17 protein-coding genes, 2 tRNA genes and 1 pseudogene are annotated in these 20,648 nt (G+C 59.0%); 11 read left to right on the top strand and 9 right to left on the bottom strand.

The genetic code is table 11. From position 1 onward, the window contains the following. Positions 1-58 precede the first annotated feature (58 nt). Positions 59-1,093: a glycosyltransferase family 4 protein gene (locus ACR0KM_RS13235; RefSeq protein WP_480859116.1), complete on the bottom strand. Its 1,035-nt coding sequence runs from the start codon at positions 1,091-1,093 to the stop codon at positions 59-61. Positions 1,094-1,109: 16 nt separating this feature from the next. Continuing rightward, a complete protein-coding gene (locus ACR0KM_RS13230) occupies positions 1,110-2,282 on the bottom strand; it encodes an MFS transporter (RefSeq protein WP_480859117.1) in 1,173 nt (390 codons plus the stop codon). A gap of 144 nt (positions 2,283-2,426) precedes the next feature. Here ACR0KM_RS13230 and ACR0KM_RS13225 point away from each other — a divergent pair, with 144 nt between their 5' ends. The 3 genes from ACR0KM_RS13225 to ACR0KM_RS13215 all read left to right on the top strand — a co-directional run bounded on the left by ACR0KM_RS13225 (position 2,427) and on the right by ACR0KM_RS13215 (position 5,200). Then, positions 2,427-3,569, top strand: coding sequence for a DUF3095 domain-containing protein (locus tag ACR0KM_RS13225; protein ID WP_480859119.1), 1,143 nt, complete (start codon positions 2,427-2,429; stop codon positions 3,567-3,569). 141 nt (positions 3,570-3,710) lie between these two features. After that, positions 3,711-4,145, top strand: coding sequence for a homoprotocatechuate degradation operon regulator HpaR (gene hpaR / locus ACR0KM_RS13220; RefSeq protein ID WP_480859121.1), 435 nt, complete (start codon positions 3,711-3,713; stop codon positions 4,143-4,145). A gap of 164 nt (positions 4,146-4,309) precedes the next feature. After that, on the top strand, positions 4,310-5,200 hold the full coding sequence (locus ACR0KM_RS13215) for a helix-turn-helix transcriptional regulator (protein ID WP_480859123.1): 891 nt from the start codon (positions 4,310-4,312) through the stop codon (positions 5,198-5,200). A 9-nt stretch (positions 5,201-5,209) separates the two neighbouring features. Here ACR0KM_RS13215 and ACR0KM_RS13210 read toward each other — a convergent pair whose 3' ends face one another. Together ACR0KM_RS13210 and ACR0KM_RS13205 are read right to left on the bottom strand one after the other, a co-directional pair. Further along, positions 5,210-6,421 carry a winged helix-turn-helix domain-containing protein gene (locus ACR0KM_RS13210; RefSeq protein WP_480859126.1) on the bottom strand — a complete coding sequence of 404 codons (1,212 nt, stop codon included), beginning with the start codon at positions 6,419-6,421 and terminating at the stop codon, positions 5,210-5,212. Positions 6,422-6,427: 6 nt separating this feature from the next. After that, positions 6,428-7,453 (bottom strand): LacI family DNA-binding transcriptional regulator, encoded by a 1,026-nt coding sequence (locus ACR0KM_RS13205; RefSeq protein WP_480823952.1) that lies wholly within the window; start codon positions 7,451-7,453, stop codon positions 6,428-6,430. A 115-nt stretch (positions 7,454-7,568) separates the two neighbouring features. On the opposite strand from ACR0KM_RS13205, the gene ACR0KM_RS13200 reads away from it, so the two are divergent. Both ACR0KM_RS13200 and ACR0KM_RS13195 read left to right on the top strand, forming a co-directional pair. Then, positions 7,569-7,645: transfer RNA gene (locus ACR0KM_RS13200), tRNA-Arg, on the top strand. A 151-nt stretch (positions 7,646-7,796) separates the two neighbouring features. Continuing rightward, positions 7,797-9,284, top strand: coding sequence for an ArnT family glycosyltransferase (locus ACR0KM_RS13195; RefSeq protein ID WP_480823980.1), 1,488 nt, complete (start codon positions 7,797-7,799; stop codon positions 9,282-9,284). Positions 9,285-9,312: 28 nt separating this feature from the next. Here the strand turns inward: ACR0KM_RS13195 and ACR0KM_RS13190 are convergent, their stop codons facing one another. Next, positions 9,313-10,803 (bottom strand): ArnT family glycosyltransferase, encoded by a 1,491-nt coding sequence (locus ACR0KM_RS13190; protein WP_480859128.1) that lies wholly within the window; start codon positions 10,801-10,803, stop codon positions 9,313-9,315. A 117-nt stretch (positions 10,804-10,920) separates the two neighbouring features. Here ACR0KM_RS13190 and ACR0KM_RS13185 point away from each other — a divergent pair, with 117 nt between their 5' ends. The 4 genes from ACR0KM_RS13185 to ACR0KM_RS13170 all read left to right on the top strand — a co-directional run bounded on the left by ACR0KM_RS13185 (position 10,921) and on the right by ACR0KM_RS13170 (position 14,614). Further along, positions 10,921-11,682 (top strand): glycosyltransferase family 2 protein, encoded by a 762-nt coding sequence (locus ACR0KM_RS13185; protein WP_480859130.1) that lies wholly within the window; start codon positions 10,921-10,923, stop codon positions 11,680-11,682. Continuing rightward, on the top strand, positions 11,679-11,981 hold the full coding sequence (locus ACR0KM_RS13180) for a lipid-A-disaccharide synthase N-terminal domain-containing protein (RefSeq protein ID WP_480859132.1): 303 nt from the start codon (positions 11,679-11,681) through the stop codon (positions 11,979-11,981). The genes ACR0KM_RS13185 and ACR0KM_RS13180 overlap by 4 nt, the downstream gene beginning before the upstream one ends. A gap of 149 nt (positions 11,982-12,130) precedes the next feature. Further along, on the top strand, positions 12,131-12,766 hold the full coding sequence (locus ACR0KM_RS13175; protein ID WP_480823988.1) for a GNAT family N-acetyltransferase: 636 nt from the start codon (positions 12,131-12,133) through the stop codon (positions 12,764-12,766). A 78-nt stretch (positions 12,767-12,844) separates the two neighbouring features. Continuing rightward, positions 12,845-14,614, top strand: coding sequence for an adenylate/guanylate cyclase domain-containing protein (locus tag ACR0KM_RS13170; protein ID WP_480865507.1), 1,770 nt, complete (start codon positions 12,845-12,847; stop codon positions 14,612-14,614). A 56-nt stretch (positions 14,615-14,670) separates the two neighbouring features. On the opposite strand, the gene ACR0KM_RS13165 is transcribed toward ACR0KM_RS13170, so the two are convergent. From ACR0KM_RS13165 to ACR0KM_RS13150, 4 genes are all read right to left on the bottom strand, one after another. Then, a complete protein-coding gene (locus ACR0KM_RS13165; RefSeq protein WP_480859134.1) occupies positions 14,671-15,609 on the bottom strand; it encodes a pentapeptide repeat-containing protein in 939 nt (312 codons plus the stop codon). A 138-nt stretch (positions 15,610-15,747) separates the two neighbouring features. After that, positions 15,748-17,058, bottom strand: a complete 1,311-nt coding sequence (locus tag ACR0KM_RS13160) for a gluzincin family metallopeptidase (RefSeq protein WP_480859135.1) — start codon at positions 17,056-17,058, stop codon at positions 15,748-15,750. A gap of 12 nt (positions 17,059-17,070) precedes the next feature. Next, positions 17,071-18,375 carry a TfuA-like protein gene (locus tag ACR0KM_RS13155; protein WP_480859137.1) on the bottom strand — a complete coding sequence of 435 codons (1,305 nt, stop codon included), beginning with the start codon at positions 18,373-18,375 and terminating at the stop codon, positions 17,071-17,073. Further along, the gene (locus ACR0KM_RS13150; RefSeq protein ID WP_480859138.1) at positions 18,372-19,565 is read right to left on the bottom strand and encodes a YcaO-like family protein; all 1,194 of its coding nucleotides are present in this window, start codon (positions 19,563-19,565) and stop codon (positions 18,372-18,374) included. The genes ACR0KM_RS13155 and ACR0KM_RS13150 overlap by 4 nt, the downstream gene beginning before the upstream one ends. A gap of 159 nt (positions 19,566-19,724) precedes the next feature. Here ACR0KM_RS13150 and ACR0KM_RS13145 point away from each other — a divergent pair. Then, positions 19,725-19,800, top strand: a tRNA-Thr gene (locus tag ACR0KM_RS13145). A 330-nt stretch (positions 19,801-20,130) separates the two neighbouring features. Continuing rightward, positions 20,131-20,646 (top strand): annotated as a pseudogene (locus ACR0KM_RS13140) (tyrosine-type recombinase/integrase); the annotation flags it as partial. Positions 20,647-20,648 lie beyond the last annotated feature (2 nt).

Raw genomic sequence — 20,648 nt, 5'->3', positions numbered from 1 at the left:
AAGAGGGGTTTCGGCTTATTTGACCCCGTCACACCGATTTGACGCAGTTCGGCACCGTTCATGGTTGTTTCAGCAAGGATCGATAAACCTCAACGATCGCCTGGGCCTCGCCTTCGATTCGGAAATTCTGCTCGACATGGGTGCGGGCAGCCTGACCGGCAGTGGCCAGCGCGATGCGGTCCTGCAGCATATCCTCCAGCGCAGCGGCCAGCGCCGGGGCGTTGTCTTTTTCGACCAATCGCCCCGTCTCGCCATCCTTGATTTGCGCGCTGAACGCGCCGACCCCATGGCAGGCAATCGCAGGCACGCCCGAGGCCATCGCCTCAAGCGGGGTCAGGCCAAACCCTTCGTGCCGCGCGGGGGCTACGAACAGATCAAGCGCGCGGTAGGTCTCGACAATCTCGTCCCATGGTCGCTCGCCCAGAAAATGCACACGGTCACCAAGGCCTGCGTCTTGCAGCTTTTGCTCCTGCTCGGCCTGAAACGCCTCGAATTCCTTGGTGGCGCGCCCGGTGAAGATTACATGCGCGTCGGGGTGATGGGGCAGGACCTTTAGGGCGGCGTCGACCAGCAAATCGACGCCTTTCTGGGGGCGGATGCGGCCAAAGCAGCCGATCAGAAGGCCATCGGGCAGGCCAAGCTTCTGGCGCAGGATGTGCTTGTCCTCGGCGGGGTGGAACAGTTCGGTATTCACCCCATGCATGATGACGGTCGCGGGATGTTCCAGAAACGAGGCCGCCTGCGGGGTCGTTGCAATCAGCGCGTCCATCTTACGGATCAGCCCTTTGGTGAACCCGGAATGATCCCGTTGCGCGGCAGAGGTAAACAGAAGTTTGTAGTTGCGCCGAAACACCGTGCGCAGGATCAGCCCCATCAGCATCTCGGTATTACGCCGCGCATGCCAGACCCGTTTGCGATTGGGCAGAAACAGTAGCTTCCAGAGCCTAATATGGGGCAAATCACTTGGCAGGCCGGGGCCGGTGGCGCAGATGCCGATCATCTTTTCCTGTATCGGCAGCAGCCGGATCACCGTGGTTGTGACGCCCGACAGGGAATGCTTCAGATTGGGTGCGATGACCTCAATATCCTGCACGGGCTTCTCCAATCCCTCAGTCCACGCTGTCCCGACTGAATAGATAGATCACGCAACCAATGGCAAGGGTGGCAGCGAAAAAGCCGAAGATCGCGGTATAGGGCGCGGCGGGACTGATCCCGGCACTCGCCGCATGGATGCGTCCGGTGGCAAACTGCGCCAACCCAACGCCGCCGATACCGAAGAGGTTCAGCAGCGTGACCCCCCGGCCCACCAGATGCGCCGGAATGAACGCGCGCCCATGGGCCATGATGACCGGAAAGCTGGCCCCCAGAAATCCGATCACCGCCAGCAGCAGGACCGACACCCAGACGCCGCCGTCGATCCACAGACACAGCAGTCCCAACGCAGCGGCTCCCAGGGCATTGCCGCCGAAGATCACCCATTTGCGGGTTCCCAGAATGCGGTCCAAAGGCCCATACGAGAACGTGCCCGCGATCATCGCAGCCCCCATGATCAGTGTCGCCTGCCCGATCTGCGTGGTGCTAAGGTCAAAGACATCGCGCAGATACGGCCCGGCCCAAAGCCCCCGAAGCGCGGCCGAGGGCGCATAGGCCACCAGCATCAGCGGCAGAATCGCCCACAAGGCGGGTTCTTTCAGAAGATCCAGCACCGACCCCCTGTGTTCGGTTTCGACTCGTTTTGGGTCATGCACCGTCAGCCAGATCCCTGCCGCTACCACGCCCGAGATGATCGCAAGCCCCGCCAGCGTCGCGCGCCACCCCATCAGCTCGACCGCCAGCGCGGTGGGGTACGAGGCGACCAGATTGCCCACCGACCCCACACCCAGCATCACTGCGGCAAGTGTGGCGAATTTGGCAGGCGGGAACTCTCGGGCGAAAATATAGTAAGATGCCATCAGAACGGGCGAACAGCCGACCCCGATCAGCGCCATGGCCAATGCCACATGGAATGGCGTAGTGGCCAGCGCAAACAAAGCCGCCCCGCCCCCGCCGCCGATCAACAATAGCACGGCCGAGCTGCGCCGGGGCCCAACGCGGTCCAAAGCCCAGCCCACCGGGATTTGCATCGCGGCAAAGACCAGAAACCAAAGGCCCGAGGCAAAGGCGAGGTCTTCGGGCGTAGCCCCGATATCGCGGCCCAGATCGGTGGTCAGCACGGCCAGAAAGGCGCGGAAAAACTGGCTGAGAACATAGGCCAGACACAATACAACTAAACCTGCCTGCATCTTTTGTCCTTTTGCCCAATGCCGTGCTGCGATGCTTGGCACGTCAAGCAGGTCTACACAAGCGTGCGAGACAGTCCGATAAGGGCAGACATCGTTCAAATTCGGGCTATCATCTACTCAGTTTTAGGATTTTCAGAGAGCGTCATGACCCCCTCAGACTCTGTGTTTTATGACTCTGTTCCCATTTCAGACGATTTTCTGAAACTCAGCGACCCCGCGCAGTTCACAGCTTTGCCAGATGGCTGGGTTCTGGGGGTTGCGGATATCGTGGATTCGACGGCTGAGATCGCGCGCGGGCGCTACAAAACCGTCAATATGGTCGGCGCCGCGGTGATTTCGGGCATGATCAATGCGCTGAACGGCCGCGTCTTCCCGTATGTCTTCGGCGGGGACGGGGCCGGGTTCGCGGTGCCGGGCGGTGACGCCGATGCCGCGCGCCAGACTCTGGCAGCTTTGCAAAGCTGGGCCGAGGCCGAATTCGCCATCACGCTGCGTGCTGCTTTGGTCCCGGTCTCAGATATCCGCGACGCGGGGCGCGATCTGCGTGTTGCGCGCTATGCCCCCTCGACCGGTGTCGACTATGCGATGTTCTCGGGCGGTGGTCTGGCCTGGGCCGAAGCGCAGATGAAATCGGGACAATTCACCATTCAACCTGCCGGGCCGGATGCCATACCTGATCTGACCGGTCTTTCATGTCGCTGGTCCAACAGTCCGGCGCGGCATGGTCAGATCGTATCCTTGGTGATTCAGCCAGAAACAGAGTCTGATGAGGCGGATTTTGCCGCGCTGACCCAATCCGTGCTATCGGTCGCAGAACGGTTGGAACGCGCAGGTCATCCGGTGCCCCCAAAGGGACCACCGATGAGCTTCCCTCCGCCCGGCGTGGACATTGATGCGCATGTTTCACGCGGTACGCGCAATCTGCTGCTCCAGAAGATATGGCTGATGATCGGAAACATGATGATCGCGCTGCTGTTCAAAAGCGGGGCGCGGCTGGGGCAGTTCGAACCCAAACACTACAAGGAGATGGTCAGCCGCAACGCCGATTTCCGCAAATTCGATGACGGGCTGAAAATGACGCTGGATTGCGACCCGGCCACGCTGGAACAGATCACCCGGATGCTGGAAGAGGCGCGGGCGCAAGGCAAGATCCGCTATGGCCTGCACGCGCAGCAAGAGGCGATGATGACCTGCTTTGTTCCTTCGGCCACGCGTGATGATCATGTGCATTTTGTCGATGGGGCCTCGGGCGGCTATGCGCAGGCCGCTGCCGCGATGCGAACCTGACGCCCAGGCGCGATCACGCGGCTCAGAAACACGATCCGATCCGGACCCGTGCGCATCCTGTTTTTGGGTGTGTTCAGCCTATGAAAACCCGGCAAATCAACGGCCTATTGCGAAATAATCATCGTTGCGGCAAAATTCACCATGGCTGATAACTTACCCTTAACGTCCCGCTCTTTGCCGATTGCGCTGCTGCGCGCACGGGAAAAAGTGATGGGGCCGATACGTGGCGTACTGGCTGATGCAGGTGTGACCGAGCAGCAATGGCGCGTTTTGCGCGTGCTGCAGGAGGAAGGCCCGCAAGAGCCCACTCTGATCGCAGAGCGGGCGTGTTTGCTATTGCCCAGCCTGACGCGAATTCTGAAGAAACTGGAAGATAAGAGACTGATCGTCAGGCGGCAGGACCTGAGGGATCGCCGCCGTCAGATCGTTGAAATCAGCGATGATGGTCGCGCAATCATACAAGCCAACCTAACCGCAATCCTTGAGCAGGCCGTGCATACCCGATCTCGGTTGGGTGCAGAGCGGCATGAAATGCTGCTGAATCTTCTGGGTGAACTGTACGAACTTGATCCTTGATAGTGGAGCCCAAGATAGGCTCTGATAAAGGTATTTTTGCTTTATTTTGCCGCCCACAGTAGGTCACGCTTGCTTTCATAGCGGCCCTCGGCGTTGAAATCCGTTGCTCCAGCCGCTGTGGCGTCGTAGCTTGTGCATTATAGTACACAATCCGTTTGACAGACATGGACGCCTCCACGCCGCCGAATTCGTCGAAAGAGACAGACACGCAGGACCTGAGCGCCCGAGTTGGCGCGCGCGTTCGCCGCGCCCGCCAAATGCGGGGTATATCGCGCCGGGTTCTGTCCGAAAGCTCGGATGTTTCGCCGCGTTATCTGGCCCAGCTCGAAGCGGGTGCAGGCAATATCTCGATCGGGCTATTGCAACGTGTAGCTCAGGCGCTTGACTACAAGGTCGAGTGGCTGATCGGTGAGGATGACCCCTGGGACTCGGACGCCTTGCAGGTCGCGGAGCTTTACCGGCAAGCCAGCCGCGACGTCAAAGATGCGGTGCGAGCTGCGTTGCGACCGCCGTCAGGTCCTGATGAACGCGCGAAACGTATCTGCCTGATCGGACTGCGTGGGGCTGGAAAATCGACACTGGGTGCACTGCTTGGGGCGCGGCTTGATCTGCCATTCGTCGAGCTGACGGCGCATATCGAAGCGATGGCGGGCATGCCCTTGCCCGAAGTCATGGCCTTTTACGGTCAGGATGGATATCGCAACCTTGAAGCGCAGGCATTGGAGCGTGTCGTTGCCGCGCATGATCAACTGGTTCTGGCCGTTGCCGGTGGCATCGTGGCCGAACCGTCGACCTATGCCAATCTTCTGAACCGGTTTCACACCATCTGGTTGCGGGCGTCACCGTCAGAGCACATGGATCGTGTGCGTGCACAGGGGGATGAACGCCCCATGGCGGGCAATCCCGAGGCAATGGAGCAGCTCAAGAACATCCTGGCCAGCCGAGAGACGCTCTATAGCCGCGCGGACGCGCAGGTTGATACGTCTGGGCAGTCGGTAGAGGCCACGCTGACAACGCTGTTGGACGTGGTCGCGCAACAGCGGTTTCTGGCCTGATATCAGTCTCTATCTTGGGTCTTTTAGCCAATTGGCGGTGAATTCCACATCCTTGAGACCGGCGAACCGACACACCCGATCCAGTTCGGTCTGCAGGCGGCGCGTGCGTGCTTCTGACCAACGCACCTTGCGTTCAGGCCATACTGCCCGGACCTCCAGAACGTCGCGCTCGCGTTGTGCTTTCATGTCGATCCGACCGATCATCCGGTCACCTTCCAACAGCGGAAAAACGTAGTAACCATAAAGCCGTTTGGGCTCGGGGACAAAAACCTCGATCCGGTAATAAAATCCGAACAGTCGCTCGGCACGGTTCCGGTCGCGCAACATCGGATCAAATGGGCTGAGCACGCGAATCCGGCCAGGGGCGGGTCCCAGAGAAGCGGCCTCATTACGCAGATCGGGCCGGGCAAAGACCTTTCGGTCCCTGCCATCTGCGCAATGAATGATAATCTCCTCAATATCACCCTTTATTAGAGCCTGTTGGCACCAGTTTCGCGCCTCGGCAGCGCTGACTGTATCCCAGAAGGCCGCCAATTCGCCAGAGGTCGCAAACCCCAACCGATCCAGCGCGGCGTTGCACAGCCAGTCCACCGTCACCTCGGTATCGCAAGCGCCGCTGGGACACAGATGCGCGTCGATCACACGTTCAGTCAGGTCATAGCGTTTCTGAAACCCGTCGCGCCCGACAACCGCCAGCGCGCCCGACCGCCAGAGATATTCCAACGCCGTCTTGGACGGGTGCCAGTCCCACCACCCGCCCGAGCCCTTTTTTTCATCCTTGCCGACATCGGACGAACTCACCGGGCCGTGGTCGCGGATATGCTGCAGAACGGTTGTGAACTTCTGCTCAAACCCATCCCGCCGCCAGTTTTTCCAGCGCGCCTTCAGCATGTCGGCATCGCGCAGAAACCGCAGGTGCCAGTGGCGGTAGAACTCTATCGGGATCACCGCGGCGTCATGTGTCCAGTGCTCGAACAGCGCCCGGTCATGTTCATAAAGCCGTTTGAGGTTGCGCGCGCGATAGCTGGGTCTGCGCGCATAGAGGATCATGTCATGGGCGCGCGCGACGGTGTTGATACTATCGAGCTGGACAAAGCCCAGACGATGGATCAGCTGCAACAAATCCTTGCCCTTAGCGCCACCCACGGGTTGTTCCAACAATGCGTGCCGGTCCATGAACAGCGCGCGCGCCGCGCGGTTGTCCAGACGTTGCAGAGCCATCGCGCGTCAGCGCCGTTTCAGCGTATCGCCATAGCTGATCTTGGGGGTCAGTGTGACGCGGGTCTCAACATCTGAGTCCGGGTCGGCCAGTTGTGCGGCGATGATCTGCGCTGCGGTCTGTCCAATCTCGGTCCGACAGGCGTCCATCGTGGCCAGCTTGCGCGGCAACCCCTGCAGAAGTTCTACATTGTTGAATCCGGCCAGACCGATCTGACCTGGCACATCGATGCCCTGATCCAGCAAATACAGCAGACCACCTGCGCCGATCATATCATTGGAATAATACAGAAAATCAAGTTCAGGCGAGCGTTCCAGCATCGCCTGCGTCATCTCGCGCCCTTTGGCAAGCGCGGAGCCGCCCGAGTAAAATTCACGATCCTCGATCTCGACCCCGTGCTTGCCCAGCACCTCGGTGAAGCCTTCGAACCGTTTGCGCGCGCGGTGATCCAGCGGCATCTTGGTGCCCATGAACCCGATATGTTCATAACCGGCCTTCAGGATCGCCTGCGCCATCTCGCGCCCGGCGCGGCGGTGCGAGATGCCCACCATCGCGTCCACAGGTTTGCCGTCGGTATCCATGATCTCGACCACCGGAATACCGGCTGAATCCAGCATGGCGCGCGCCGCCTCGGTGTGTTCCAGCCCGGCAATGATCACACCCGAAGGCCGCCACGAGAGCATCTCGTACAGCACTTTCTCCTCTTTCTCGGGCAGATAGTCGGTGACGCCAACCACCGGCTGCAACTCGGTATCCTCAAGCACCTGATTGATACCGGTCAGCACCTCGGGGAAGACCATGTTTGACAGCGAAGGGATGATCACCGCCACAAGGTTCACCCGGCTGGACGCCAGCGCGCCGGCGATCTTGTTGGGTACATATCCCAGCTCTTTTGCGGCCGCCAGAACGCGGGTCCTGGTCGCGTCCGAGACATCACCGCGATTGCGCAGCACCCGGCTGACCGTCATTTCCGACACTCCGGACGCTTCTGACACATCACGAAGGGTAAGCGGGCGTTTAGTTTCTGTTGTCACCGGGGATACCTGCATAGTTTGTTTCCGCGATGGTAGCGTGAACAGGGCAATCTGTTCAACACCTGTGCAAAGCCGATGACAAGCCGAAAAATCCCGGCTAGAGAAGACGATGCGCGGCCCCGTGGCTCAACTGGATAGAGCAGCCCCCTCCTAAGGGGCAGGTTGCAGGTTCGAATCCTGCCGGGGTCGCCAGTGGTGTGGCGGGATTGCCAGAGATCAAATCATTGAATGTAGGCATAAGTTGAAGAGCCACCTGTTCCCGAATACAGAGCCGAGCATTGACGCGTCCCGACCTCAGGTTGTTTGGAGGCGATTTTTCTCTGAACCCAAAAGTTGAATTGACATGCTTCCATCAGTTCACAATGTGCCGCCGCGCTTTTTCTATTATGCCACGGCTATTCTCATCTGCGCGATTTGGGCGTGGTATCTAGTCGATCTTGGTGCCGGTCATATTTGGCGCTTTGATGAATTCTATACCTATGACCGCAGCACTGGATTTGCGCGCAACGGTGACTGGCTGGCGGTGTACTCCAACAATGAACCCAGCCTGAAGAAACCGCCGCTGCAATACTGGATGTCGGGTCTGCTGATCGAGGCTGGTGTTTCGGATATGCTGGCCTTGCGATTGCCGTCCATCGTCTTTGCGCTGGGCGCACTGATCGCTACAGCATGCCTTACGCGTGTCATGTTGCCGGAGTTGCCGCTGGCCATGCCGCTGTCGGTTCTGCTGCTGGCAAGTTCTCTGGAATTCTGGCGCTATGCCAGTTCGGCTATGCTGGACGCGGGGGCTGCGTTCTTTACCACGCTGGGATTTGCCGCGATGTTTGCGGCGTTCGAACGCCCCAGATACTGGCCTCTTTTTGGCATCGTGGCCGTGCTGGCGGCCTTGCAAAAAAGCCCGACACCACTGGCCTTTCTGGCGCTTGCGATGCTGGCGCTGGTCCTTACGCGTCAATGGCAGACTACGCCGCCAAAGGAGATCTGGCGTGACACACGATTCCGGAAAACGATACTGATCTCGCTTCTTTTGTCCTTTGCCTGGCCGATCGCGCAGGAGATACGGTTCGCGTTCGAAGGATCGCTGGATGGTAGCGTCAAGCGGCAGATGATTGACCGGTTTGCGCCCTCGATTTCGGCACGTGATCTCGCCGGAATGTCCGGTTTGATCTTCGGCAACGAGATTTGGCTACGCGCCGCCGGGTTTCTGGGCATCTGCGCGCTGCCGTTCATCCGGAAGCAACCGCGATTGTTCGCCGCCACGGGCATCGCTGTGTTCTTTGTAGTGATGATGTGGGCGGCGTCGGGGCGCGTTTATGCGCGCTATACACTGCTGATTCTTCCGCTTCTGATGGTCGGCGCTGCAGGTTTTGCCGCCTCACTTGGCCGTTTTCGGTGGATTGCGATTTGCGCTTTACTGGCATTGGCTTTTGTGTCCGGAGGCCCGTTCAAAGATCGTTCAAGAATCCAACCCGGAACAAGTAACTATCGCTTTGAAATGCCGATGTCCGATGTTCTGAAGCCGCTCGGTCATGCGCTGAAGCCGGACGAAGCGTTGGTTATATGCGGTCTCGACAAATCGCGGCCCAGGGTGCCGCCCGGAGCGGCCTCCGCCTATGCATCAAACGGGCAGCGATTTGTCTATCTGTCGCGGATGGAGCTCGCGTCAGAGCTGCGAAAAAGTGGACTTTCTGACCGTCCCTTGCGCGGGTTCTGCCATACCGAGGAATTGGCGCGGATTGCCCCAGAGCTGATCACGCTCAGAACGACCCCATCACCCGTGGCAGGTTTCGTGTATTGGACCGCTTCGGCACATCGAAGCGCCGGCAACTAAAGAGCGCTGTGCATGCTGCGCCCTGGGTCTAGTCTTCGGCCAGCCCCTCGGCTGTCCAGTATACGAATTCCGTGCCATCGACCGGTTGTCGTTCAACACCGGTCAGGTCGCTTGCGAACTGATTCAGTTCCTTAGCGCGGCAGACCCCACGCAGCGGGCCGTTTGTGTAGCCAAAGCGCTCAAGATAGCGGCGCAAATCGGAGCGCCGCATATAGACGAAGGGCCGGTCCGGTGAGGCATAGACCGACGCGGCACCCAAGGGCATGCGGCGTCGGTTGTCGAAGCCGCAGATCACCAGCGTTTCGTCAGGTTGAACCAGGGTTTGCAGGGGCACGAACAAGTCTTGCAGGTCAATGCCGAATTGTTCGACGGCTGTGGGATCGCTGTAGGCGGACGAACGCTTCAAAGGCCCTTCTTCTGACAGGCACAGAACGGCTACCAGCAATGCGCGCACCCAGAGCCGTTTCGAGATCAACATGATCGCGCCAGCAGCCCCGACCATCAGCATGGGCAGGATCAACAGCGTATACCGGTCATAGACGCTGCCCGAGGCCATCCACATTGCGAGAAAGAAAAACACCGCGATGCCGGTGGTTGCCAGCAGGCGGGGGCGCCCGAATTTGAATGGAATGAAGAACAAGCCAATCAAGCCGACCAGCCGCAATCCGGGTGCATTGCCCAGAATGATCTCGGAGAGTTTTTTCAGGCTGCGATCTGAAACGCTGGGCGCGAAACGGTCCAGCATTTCGGTGCGCACGCTGCCCTGAAACTCGGCCCCGAAGCCGAACCGCACGTACTGGAACAGGGGCCAGAGGAAGGCCAGCAGCACACAGGCGGCCATAGACCACAGGAATGTCCGGTTCTTCCAGATTTCGCTTGTGGGGCGGTCCTGCCAGCGTTGCGTCAGGATCAGCGTCAGCAACGCAAGCGCCAGAAAGACCAGTGGTGTGGGGCTTTTCTGCATTCCGGCCAGAAAAACGACTGCGGCAAACCAAGGCCATAGGCGGGGGCGTTCAAAGGCGGCCAGCATTGTCGCGACGCCCAAGGTGGAAAAGAACATCGCGCCATTGTCCAGCATCGCGGATGTGGCGTGGCTCCAGAAATTCTTGGAACTGGCGACCAGAAGGACCGCCGGCAGCATCAACCAGGGCTGATCCGGCAGCATGACGCGCGCCAGCCATGCGGTTGCGATCAGAGTGCCCAGAGCAAACAGCATCGAAGGCAGATGCAGGGCAGTCATATGTGACCAGCCCGTCTCGATCATGCCGGCCGTCATCCAGTATTGCAGGGGTGGTTTTTTCAGGCTGGGTTCGTTCTGAGAGAAAACGGTGAACCAGTCGTTGTTGCGTGCAAAGCCGAGGCTGCGGTCATAGGTGAAGAACTCGTCAATCTTGGACAACCCGTCTTGGCCCAGCCCGATCATGTACCAGCACCACAATATCGCGATGACGGTACCCGTCACAACGTAAGGCGCCAAAGGTTGGTTCAGAATACGATCTGATGCCGATTTGTCGCTCACCGGGGCAGCCTTTCGATTTGTTGCGCTGAAACCTGCTTTGCGGCGGACTGGCTACTTGAATTTAAGCGCCTGATCAATCACAAGCCGTGATGACTGAATCGAGATCATTTTTCCGTTATGCCAACTGAGACCCAGCCCCAATCCGATGACCGACCCGCCGTGTCGGTCGTGATCCCCATGCACAATGAGGAAGGTGCCGTCGCAGATTTGCTGCAGGGCATTTGTGATGCAGCAGCGGATCTGGCCGGGTTTGAGATTGTCGCGGTGGATGATGGATCGACCGATGGAACCTTTGCGGCGCTGCAGGCGTTTCAGCAGACTTGCCCGCAATTGCGCATCCTGCAGCATGCGCCCGCCGGGGGGCAAAGTGCTGCGGTGCATTCCGGGGTCCAGGCCGCGAAGGCCGATATCTGCTGTACGCTTGATGGGGATGGCCAGAACCCACCGGAAGAGCTGCCCAAGATCTGGGCACCGCTGTTGGCGGATGACAGTGGCGCGATCGGGCTTGTGGCCGGACAGCGGCTGGGACGCAAAGATACAATGTCCAAGAAACTGGCCTCGCGCGCGGCGAATGCGCTGCGTGGTTGGATGCTGAAGGACGGGACCCGCGATACGGGCTGCGGGTTCAAAGGGTTCCGCAGGCAAGCCTTTCTGAACCTGCCCTATTTCGATCATATGCACCGGTATCTGCCTGCCCTGTTCAAAGCTTATGGCTGGCAGATCGCGCTGGTTGACGTGGCACATCAGCAGCGCCTGTCGGGGCAATCCAAATACACCAATTTCGGCCGCGCGATGGTCGGCATCTGGGACCTGTTCGGCGTTGTCTGGCTGATGCGCCGTGCCAAATCCGTCTCGGCAAAAGAAGCGAGCCGCTCGTGATAGAAACGATTCTCAAAATCCTGCATGTGGACAGCCCGACCGAGGCCCTGTGGGTTTGCATCGGTCTGGGCGGCCAGCTGATGTTCAGCGCGCGTTTCATCGTGCAGTGGATCACTTCGGAACGAGCCAAGAAATCGGTTATCCCGATGGCATTCTGGTATCTGTCCATCGGCGGTGGGCTGATCCTGCTAAGCTATGCGATCTACCGCCGCGATCCGGTCTTTATCCTCGGGCAGTCGATGGGCTTGTCGATCTATCTGCGCAACATCTTCCTGATCCGCGCAGAAAAGCGATCCTGATGCGCGCGGACACCCCGGACGACGCGGCGTTGCTCAGCGGGTCTCGGCCTATCTGAATCCTTGTGTGAACAAGACGTTTCTTGTTTTCGAATCATTTGTGCTAGGATCGCGCGAATAGATTTTTACATTTGTATTCGGAGGCTTCGCCTTTGTCAGATCCTTCACCCCGGTTATTCCGGCTGCGCCCGTTGGAAAAAGCGGATCTTGAAACGGTTACGCACTGGTTTCAGGATGTGCGTGACCTTGCGCTGTTTGACCGAACCTCGCGTATTCCGCTGAATCTGCAGCAGACCGAGCAGATATGGGAGGACGCGCTGTGCACTTCGCGCGATTGCGGCAAATGCTGGTTCATCATCGAATCCGACGGTGGCGACTCTGTGGGCATGATCGGGCTCGAGGCGATGTCGCAAGTCAATCGCGATGCGGTAATCCCGGTGTTTATCGACAAATCGGTGCGCCGGCATGGGGTCGCGGTCCGTTCCATTGCGCTGTTGCTGGATTTTGCGTTTCGGCAGCTGGGGCTGAACCGGATCACCTCGTATTACCGCGCCGACAACCATAGCAGCCGGGATCTGATCAGCCAGGTCGGATGCCAGATCGAGGGCACGATGCGGCAGGCCTGGTTTGCGGACGGGCAGTTTCACGACATGGTGGTGGTTGGTATGTTACAGCAGGATTGGGCGACGCAGCGACAGGAACTGGCCCAAAAGCTTGGCCCGGATACAGTGGTCAGTTTTAACGCACCTGAATGGAGCTGGCCGCCTCCAAAAGATCACAAAGGCTGAATTCGCACGCATTTTGAGGTAGATTTTGCTACAACATCTCCGTCGGCTTCGACGAGACAACCCATTCGAGTATTATCAGTGAGCATACCCGGTTCGGACCCATCAATCAGACAAAGGCTTGGCGCTGTGCTGTTTGCCGATGTGGTCGGCTATGCTCGTTTGATGAGCGAGAACGAGATGGATACGTATAACGCGTTGAAATCTTTGCTGTCTCAGCTTGAGGTGATTTGCCAGAACTATCATGGGCGAGTTATCGAGGTGCGCGGCGACGGCATTCTGGCGCTTTTTGAAACGGCGACCAGTGCGGTTGAATTCAGTGTTGAACTGCATCGGATCGCAGCACAGCACAACCAAACCCGTTCGGCGCGCGATCAAATCAAGTTCCGCGCAGGTGTCCATATGGGTGAGGTGCTGCAGGATGAGCGCGGCATCCACGGCGATAACGTCAACATCGCGGCCCGCTTGCAGGAAATTGCGGAACCTGAACGCGTCTATGTCAGCGCGGCAGTCTACGAACAAATTCGAAATCGCCTGCGCTATGGCTACGAATTTCTCGGGCCCAAGCAGCTTAAGAACATCATGTCGCCGGTGGCGACTTATTGTGTGCGCAGCGAGGTCGAGGGCGCGACGATGGCTGCAACATTGCGCCCCGAGATGCAGCTTGAGGTTCTGGAACGACCCGACATCCCCTCGGTCGCGGTGTTGCCTTTTGTCAGTCAGGGCGGTGGCGAGGATGACAGTTGGGTCGCCGAAGGGCTGACCGATGACATCATCATGAACTTGTCCAAGTTTCGGAACTTGTTTGTCATCGCGCGTAACTCGTCCTTCTTTTTCAAGACGCAATCCATGTCTCCGCACGAGGCGGCCCGCCGGCTGAACGTGCGCTATGTGGCGCGCGGCAGCGTGCGCCGATCCTCAAGCCGCATTCGTGTCACCGCCGAACTGCTGGACGCCAATACCGAGCGCACCATCTGGGGCGAGCGGTTCGACCGCAAGCTGGATGATATCTTCGACATTCTGGATGATGTGACCGAATGCATCGTTGCGGCCATGGCAGTGATGATCGAGTCGCATGAAAAGCAGCGCATGGTGCAGACGGTACCATCTGACCTGCAGGCTTATGGCTCGGTGCTGCAGGGTCAGCATCACATCTTCAAATACACCCGCAATGACAATCGCAAGGCGCAGCATTGTTATGAATCGGCGCTGGAGCGGGATGGTGGTTATGCCCGCGCGGCGGCGGCGCTGTCGCGAACGCTCAATATCGACTGGCGTTATTCCTGGACCGAGGACCCGAACAGCGCGCTGGACAAGGCCCTGATGCTTGCGCTGCGCGCGGTTGAGCTGGACCCGACCGATGCCCGCGGGTTCGGAGAGCTGGGCTATGTTCAGCTGTACCGCAAAGAACATGATGCGGCCATTGAATCCTACAAGCGTGCGCTTCAGCTTAACCCCAATGATGCGGATATGCATTCGGACTATGCTGATGCGCTGGCCCATTCCGGTGACAATGAAACGGCGATCCAGCATCTGCAGCAGGCGATGCGGTTGAACCCGTATTTCCCGGATCAGTATCTGTGGCATCTGGGTGGGGCCTACTACAACCTCAAGCGCTATGATGATGTCATCAGCTCGGTCAACAAGATGAACAACCCGACCGAAGGGCAGCGTATGCTGGCCGCCAGCCACGCACAGTTGGGCAATATGGACATGGCCCGCCAGATTGCCGAAAAGCATCGCGCGGCGCATCCCAATTTCTCATTGTCGCGCTGGGCGAAGGTTCTGCCTGACCGGCTTGAGGATGACACCCAGCATTTTGTCGAAGGCCTCAAGAAAGCCGGGTTCTAAACGACAAAAAAGGGCGCGTGATCCCCGCGCCCCTTTTTGTTTGGTTCGATGCGAGGTTACTCGCCCCGCGCTTTGGCCCCAGAGACCTTTGCTCCGCTGACTTTGGCACCGCTGACCTTGGCGCCGCTGACTTTGGCTCCAGAGACTTTCGCACCGCTGACCTTGGCGCCGCTGACCTTGGCCCCCGACATCATCGGTGCGTCATATTCGAAATAAACGTCCAGAAGCACTTCTTCTATCTGACCTGCAGCGATGTCCATCCGGATGGTGTAATCGGCCTGATCGTAGTTCCAAACCCGAATATCATTGGCCATCTGGTAATCCGCAGCCGCAACACCCGAGACTGACGGGTTCATCGGTGCGCGTGCGGTCTGCCGAGTGGTATCAGGAAGCTTGTCTCCCGGATCTGCAGGCTCGGCTTGCAGATTGAATCCATAAGGCAGGTTGCCACCCGTAGCGCTGTCACCGGCCCCATGGACAAGGAAAATCGTGGGTTCCGGCATCTCGTAATAAGTGCCGTCATACGCGAAGCCATAAATTCGGGCCAGCCGGGCATCGCCTCCGAACTGGTCCCCGATGAAGTTGTTGACGCCACGACCCTTTCTGCGATCATCCTGTTCGATGAACAGCTGCTTGCTGTGGCTGTTCGCAGTCTGCTGCCAGAACGTGTGCTTGAAAACGCGGCCCCGACGCACGTAGACGTATGACTCAAACGAGACTTTCTTACGTTTGTCCAGTTTCAGTTTGTCGTCGTCATTTGCGTCTTTGACGATCTTGTAGATTCCGGATTTGTTGTTCGCGCTGTCGCCAACTTGCACAAGAATCCGATCATCTTCCCGGACGGCCACACCATCGATCTTGGTGACCTCTGCCGAGAAATCAAAATCTGTCGCCACCTCAATTGCCAGTCGAACCGATTTCTGTCGCAGTTTAAGATCGCTTAACTCTCGCCCAAACAATAATACCTCGGAAAAACTGAGTAAGGACTCAGACATATCACTTTCTCCCTATCGGGGGTTGGCAGGGCCTTTGACCTCGCCTGTCCCGGTTTGCGCGTTTAACCGCGCCTCGATTGTCAAAACTATCACCCCGTGCGCATAAGTTGCCATAAAACCGGGGCAAAAACAAAGACTTTAAGGTTCTTTAGGCTCGGGCGACAAGGTGCGGACGGATGCGGCGTGGCTGGACCCGCCCGGTTTTGTCAGGCGCGGGCCGGGTCGCGTCAATCCGATGTCGCGCATACGGAAGTTGCCTTCGATGATCTGGCGGAACGCACCGCCGGTGATTTCGTGGTCAACCATGACCAGTGCGCGCTCTACGCCGAAGTAACTCAGCATGTCGGGGTCGAGCTTTTCCCACGCATCAGCAAGATAAGAGCCCAGCAAATCCCGCGCCTCGATCAGCGCCACGCGGAAGCCTTCGGGATCGGCGGCGTAGGCTTCGTCGAACAGGTCCTGCATGATGGCGTTGTATTCATCGCTGCCTTCCAACTCGTCTGACAGCTCCTCCATTTCCGGATTGATGACGTCATGGGCGACCAGCCGTTCGTGGTAGATATCCACCAGAATATCGAACATCGCGCCGGTCAGGGGTTCTGACAGGGCATGTTCGCTGGACCAGCCATGTGAGAACTCCGAGAGCGTCCGGTCATTGGCGGCGATACGGATCTGCGCGTTCTGCGACAGTTCGGCAAAACGGCTGAGGCGGTTATAGGTGTAAAGATTGCCGCGGGTGTTCTTCAGCACCTCATCCACGACCGAGCCGAAATGCAGCGAGGCCAGCAGCGCCACCATATCCGCGGCAGATTCATGAAAGCCGTAATATTCACCCGTCGCATCCTCTTCGGACGGAAGGCCGATGACGCTGTAGATGATCGCATGTCCGATCTCATGCGCGACCACGTCAAAGTTCAGGCTATAGGGGCGGTATTCGTCCCCATGCTCACGGGTGCCGCCGGTTTCCAGAAAGCCCCAGCCAATATGCGCGTTGTCGAGACCGGGCAGCAGCGACAGTTCCAGCCGGTCGAAATCACGCGCGAAGTGCCAGGGGATCGAACGGCCGAAATACCCCTCCCACACATCCATGGTGAAATGCGCCGCGCCAAACAGATGGGCCGCTTCAAAGGCCGGATCGTCGGGATCGATATGGATGAAATTGCCGAACTCATCAGGTTCGGGCGGCGGCAGGATATAGCCATCCCAGGCGGGCAGATACATCTCGGGGCCGTCCTCGCCCTCGATCATCGCGCCATAAGGGATTGTCTTGTCGATCGGATACATCGCATACATGCGCGGCCCCGAAGGACCGGGCCCGATCGTACCCTGCGGGGCCGAGATCTCGACCAGTTCGGGCTTGGAATTCGGCTCTAAATAGGGTGATTGCGGATACAGCAGGAACCGCGTGCCCGGAGTTTCACTTTCCGAGTAGTCGGGCCAGATCGTCAATGTCCCCTCCCGTTATTGTCCCGGTTCACCTTCGGCGTGGCAAAACATGAATTCGGCTTCAATCAGATCAAGAAACGCGTCGCGCCCTGAAAGTCCCAGCGCGATTGCATGGGATTCAAGATCATCCGGTACCGCTTGGTCAAGACGTGTTTCAAAATACCAGATCAGCGACTGGGTTCTGTTTCCCCGATCCAGCCCGGCGATCTGGTCCGCTTTGCGCTGCGCCCGGTCGCGCAGTGCGCTGTAATGGCCGTCGTGGCGCAGTTCGGCCAGAAGGGCCGCATCCAGATCTTCCGCGCGCGCTGCGATCGCCGCTTCGGTATGGGCGCGGTCGACCAGCAGCGTCTCGTATTGCGCAAGGGTCAGGTCATTGTCCTGCAGCCATTCCATCAGATCAGCGTGGCGCGTCAGCCGGCCCCCGAGACGGTGTGCGGTCATGAGTTTTCGCAAGGTGTCGCGATCCGGCTGGTGATCCATCCGCTGCGCTTCATCGCGCGCCAACAGGTGCAGCGCTGCACGGTCGCGTAACCGGGTAAAAAGCTCGGGCTGCAGCCGCAACTCGTCTACCAATGCACGTGCGTCGGTATCGTGCGGGCTGGGTTCGGCATCGACCCGTGCCTGCAGGTCACGCCAGGCCAGGGTCCGTTCCACGCGCGGCGGTGCGGCGGCCCCAGTGTCGGCGGCCAGATATTGCGCCATCTGCCCAAGCATCTGTCGGGCGTCGTCACCCTTGGCATCGACCTGCCCGGCGGGCAGCCAATTTTGAAAATCTTCCAGACCCGTGGCGGTGTCTGCTGTTGCAATGACCGTGTCCCAAACGCGATCCCGATAGTGCAGCGCCTTCGCCGCATCCAGCAATGTCAGCGCATCCGTGTCTGATAGAACCTTGGCCGCCTGCGCCTTCGCCAGCGTCGCGCGGATCGAGACCATCGGCTCGCTCAGCGGCATGAAACCAAGTTCGGCGGGGCCATGCAGAACCGCCACTTCGTCATCATCTGTTATTGTGCCGTTCAGATAATCCTGAAACACCTGCCCGACGCCGATCATCCCGAAATCGGCCAGTTCTGCGGCGCGCAACGCACCCATGCTGGCGCTGCCAAATACCGGGATGCCTTGTTCGAGCGCCCACAGGATTTCCTTGTGCCAGACCGAGGGCACCCCGTCGAAATACCCATCGATGATCCCAATCGCCCGAGGCCCGTCGCGCGCCACGCGGTACACATCGCCTTGCTGGACCGGGGGCAGGATGGTGGCGTCCAGATGCTCTTGCACGGTCTCTGCCCGCAACGTGGGTCCGACGAAGACAACCACGCTCATCCCGTCACCGCCCGGGCCCGAGGGCCGGCAACATAGTCGGGGTCATCATGCGGGGCCTCCAGCCCCGGAATGACGGCGCGGATAACGGCAATGTCGATCTCGGGCCGGGACAGGTCGACCGTCACCACCTGATCCATCCCGGCCGCCGACAGCCGGGCCAGCAGCAGGTCGAGGTCTTCGGTGAATGACCCGGTGACATGCGACGGACAGTCGGTGAACCGCTGCGTCGCTGCCGCACCATCGATCAGCTCACGAATGTAGCGGCTGCGCCATGTGCGGGCCTCGTCCGAGAACTCCTCGGGGTCCAGATCATCGCGTGCGCCCGAGATATAGGTCAGTCTTGTTTGTGCCGCCTCGGTCAGCGCGCGCAGCAGCGCAATCGCGCGGTCGGGATGACAACCATCACCGATGCCGATATGGCCATTGGCCTCTCCGCCCTCGCAAATCACACAGCGAAAACTGGCGATCCCGATATCCGAAGTTGTATCCCAGATCCCCAGATCAAGCCCCGCTGCCGCGATCTGATCCATGGCCTGACGGCACCGCCGATCATCCACCGTGCCCGGATCAATGCGCGGGGTTGTACTCCGATGATGCCATAGTGTTGTCGCATCCCGCTCGATCAACTCGCAAATCGCGTGGCAACTGGCCTCAACCGCATCATTGCCCGAAGCAAGACCATTCGTCGTGCGCGGAAACGCCCGGTGCCCGGCAACCGGAGAGGTCGTATAATCCGTATCCACCATCTCATATGGCACCCAGCAGGCGGCGTCTGCGTTCAGATCACGGCCCTGCACCCAGAGCATCGCCCTATGCGGCTCAAACTGCCCACCCGTAACGCGGGGCAGGCGGTCGACATTCACCACGTGATCATGCGCCAGGTCGGAATAGCCGCAAAGCCGCAATGGCAGTTCGATCCGTTCGGCATGCCACGATTCGACGGCTTCCATCACGCCCGAGGCCCGCGCCGCGCTCAGCGACAGCCCCTTGCCCAGCGACACGGCAACCGAGCGCGAGTTGGGTCGCGTGACCATCACCGTCGGCAATCCAATACGATCCAATCCCGTCAGATTGGCGATCCGCGTGATCCCCATCTGTTTCAGGAAGGGTTCCACGATCGCAAGGGTCTGTTCCGGATCGCGCAGGCGATGGGTATCCAGCACATAGGTCTTCTGCGAAATCCCGGACATTCAAATGACCTTGTCAAATAACTGATAATCAAACTGAACCCGCAGGTTCTGCTGAGCTTTGGTGCAGGATGGTAGAGGAATGGCGAGCGGTCAACCATGGCCCCTTTGTGATCTGCCCCTTGCAAGGGTCGCAACCTGCGGCTAAACGGTCTGTCGCATGCCTCAATAGCTCAGCTGGTAGAGCAGGTCCTTCGTAAGGACAAGGTCGGGGGTTCGAGTCCCTCTTGAGGCACCACATAATCATCCAGTTGCGCCCGATCTAAGCCGATAGTAGCTCGGGGAATAAACCGATCACTCAAATATCGGCACGGGATACTCTGGCTCCGCTGCAGAAGATGTAGAAAAGGGGCGATCACGAAAGCGCTGTGCTGATGCGGTCTGCTGCCGGGGTGTCTTTCGCTATGCCATCGCACTGGGACTGGCGGACAATGATCCGACCTATGGTTTGCAGGATGCCCTGAACCGCTCTCAAGGTGCAGCGCCGTGCGGCAATCACTGACCCGGTGCAGGTCGGTGCTTTGCTCCGGGCCATCGATGGGTTACCGGCCAAAGCACTACGCGCCTCGCGTTGCAACTACTCGCATTGACTGCTCTGCGCCCCGGGGAATTACGAATGGCTGAGTGGGACGAGATTGATGAAGTCAAATTGGCGTGGACCGTCCCTGCGTATCGCGCCAAGATGCGGCGACCTCACACGATAACGCTGTCCCGCCAAACCTTCGATCACTTGAAGGAATTGCGCGACCTGATGGGTTGGGGCAAGTTACTCTTTCCATCGGTACGTTCATCCAAACGCTGCATGAGCGACAATACTTTGAATGCTGCACTGCGCCGCATGGGTTTTGAGAAGGACAAGATGACGGCACATGGCTTTCGGGCGATGTTTTCCACTCTGGCCAATGAATCCGGCCGCTGGCATCCGGGCGCTATTAAGCGAGCCCTTGCCCATGTGGAAAAGAACGAAATCCGCCGGGCATACGCACGCAGCGCACACTGGGATAAGCGAGTTGAGTTGGCACAATGGTGGGCAGATCAGCTTGATAAGATGAAGAAGGAAAAGCTGGGACATGATAGAATGTGAAC

Source organism: Ruegeria sp. G10 (assembly GCF_056533645.1).
This window is presented reverse-complemented; position numbering and strand designations above follow the sequence as displayed.

Coding starts and splice junctions, on each gene's coding strand:
- ACR0KM_RS13210 (WP_480859126.1), bottom strand. CDS start 6,421: ATGGCTCTGCAACGTCTGGACAACCGCGCGGCGCGCGCGCTGTTCATG.
- ACR0KM_RS13195 (WP_480823980.1), top strand. CDS start 7,797: ATGCTTCCATCAGTTCACAATGTGCCGCCGCGCTTTTTCTATTATGCC.
- ACR0KM_RS13215 (WP_480859123.1), top strand. CDS start 4,310: ATGGACGCCTCCACGCCGCCGAATTCGTCGAAAGAGACAGACACGCAG.
- ACR0KM_RS13230 (WP_480859117.1), bottom strand. CDS start 2,282: ATGCAGGCAGGTTTAGTTGTATTGTGTCTGGCCTATGTTCTCAGCCAG.
- hpaR (WP_480859121.1), top strand. CDS start 3,711: ATGGCTGATAACTTACCCTTAACGTCCCGCTCTTTGCCGATTGCGCTG.
- ACR0KM_RS13225 (WP_480859119.1), top strand. CDS start 2,427: ATGACCCCCTCAGACTCTGTGTTTTATGACTCTGTTCCCATTTCAGAC.
- ACR0KM_RS13150 (WP_480859138.1), bottom strand. CDS start 19,565: ATGTCCGGGATTTCGCAGAAGACCTATGTGCTGGATACCCATCGCCTG.
- ACR0KM_RS13185 (WP_480859130.1), top strand. CDS start 10,921: ATGCCAACTGAGACCCAGCCCCAATCCGATGACCGACCCGCCGTGTCG.
- ACR0KM_RS13165 (WP_480859134.1), bottom strand. CDS start 15,609: ATGTCTGAGTCCTTACTCAGTTTTTCCGAGGTATTATTGTTTGGGCGA.
- ACR0KM_RS13155 (WP_480859137.1), bottom strand. CDS start 18,375: ATGAGCGTGGTTGTCTTCGTCGGACCCACGTTGCGGGCAGAGACCGTG.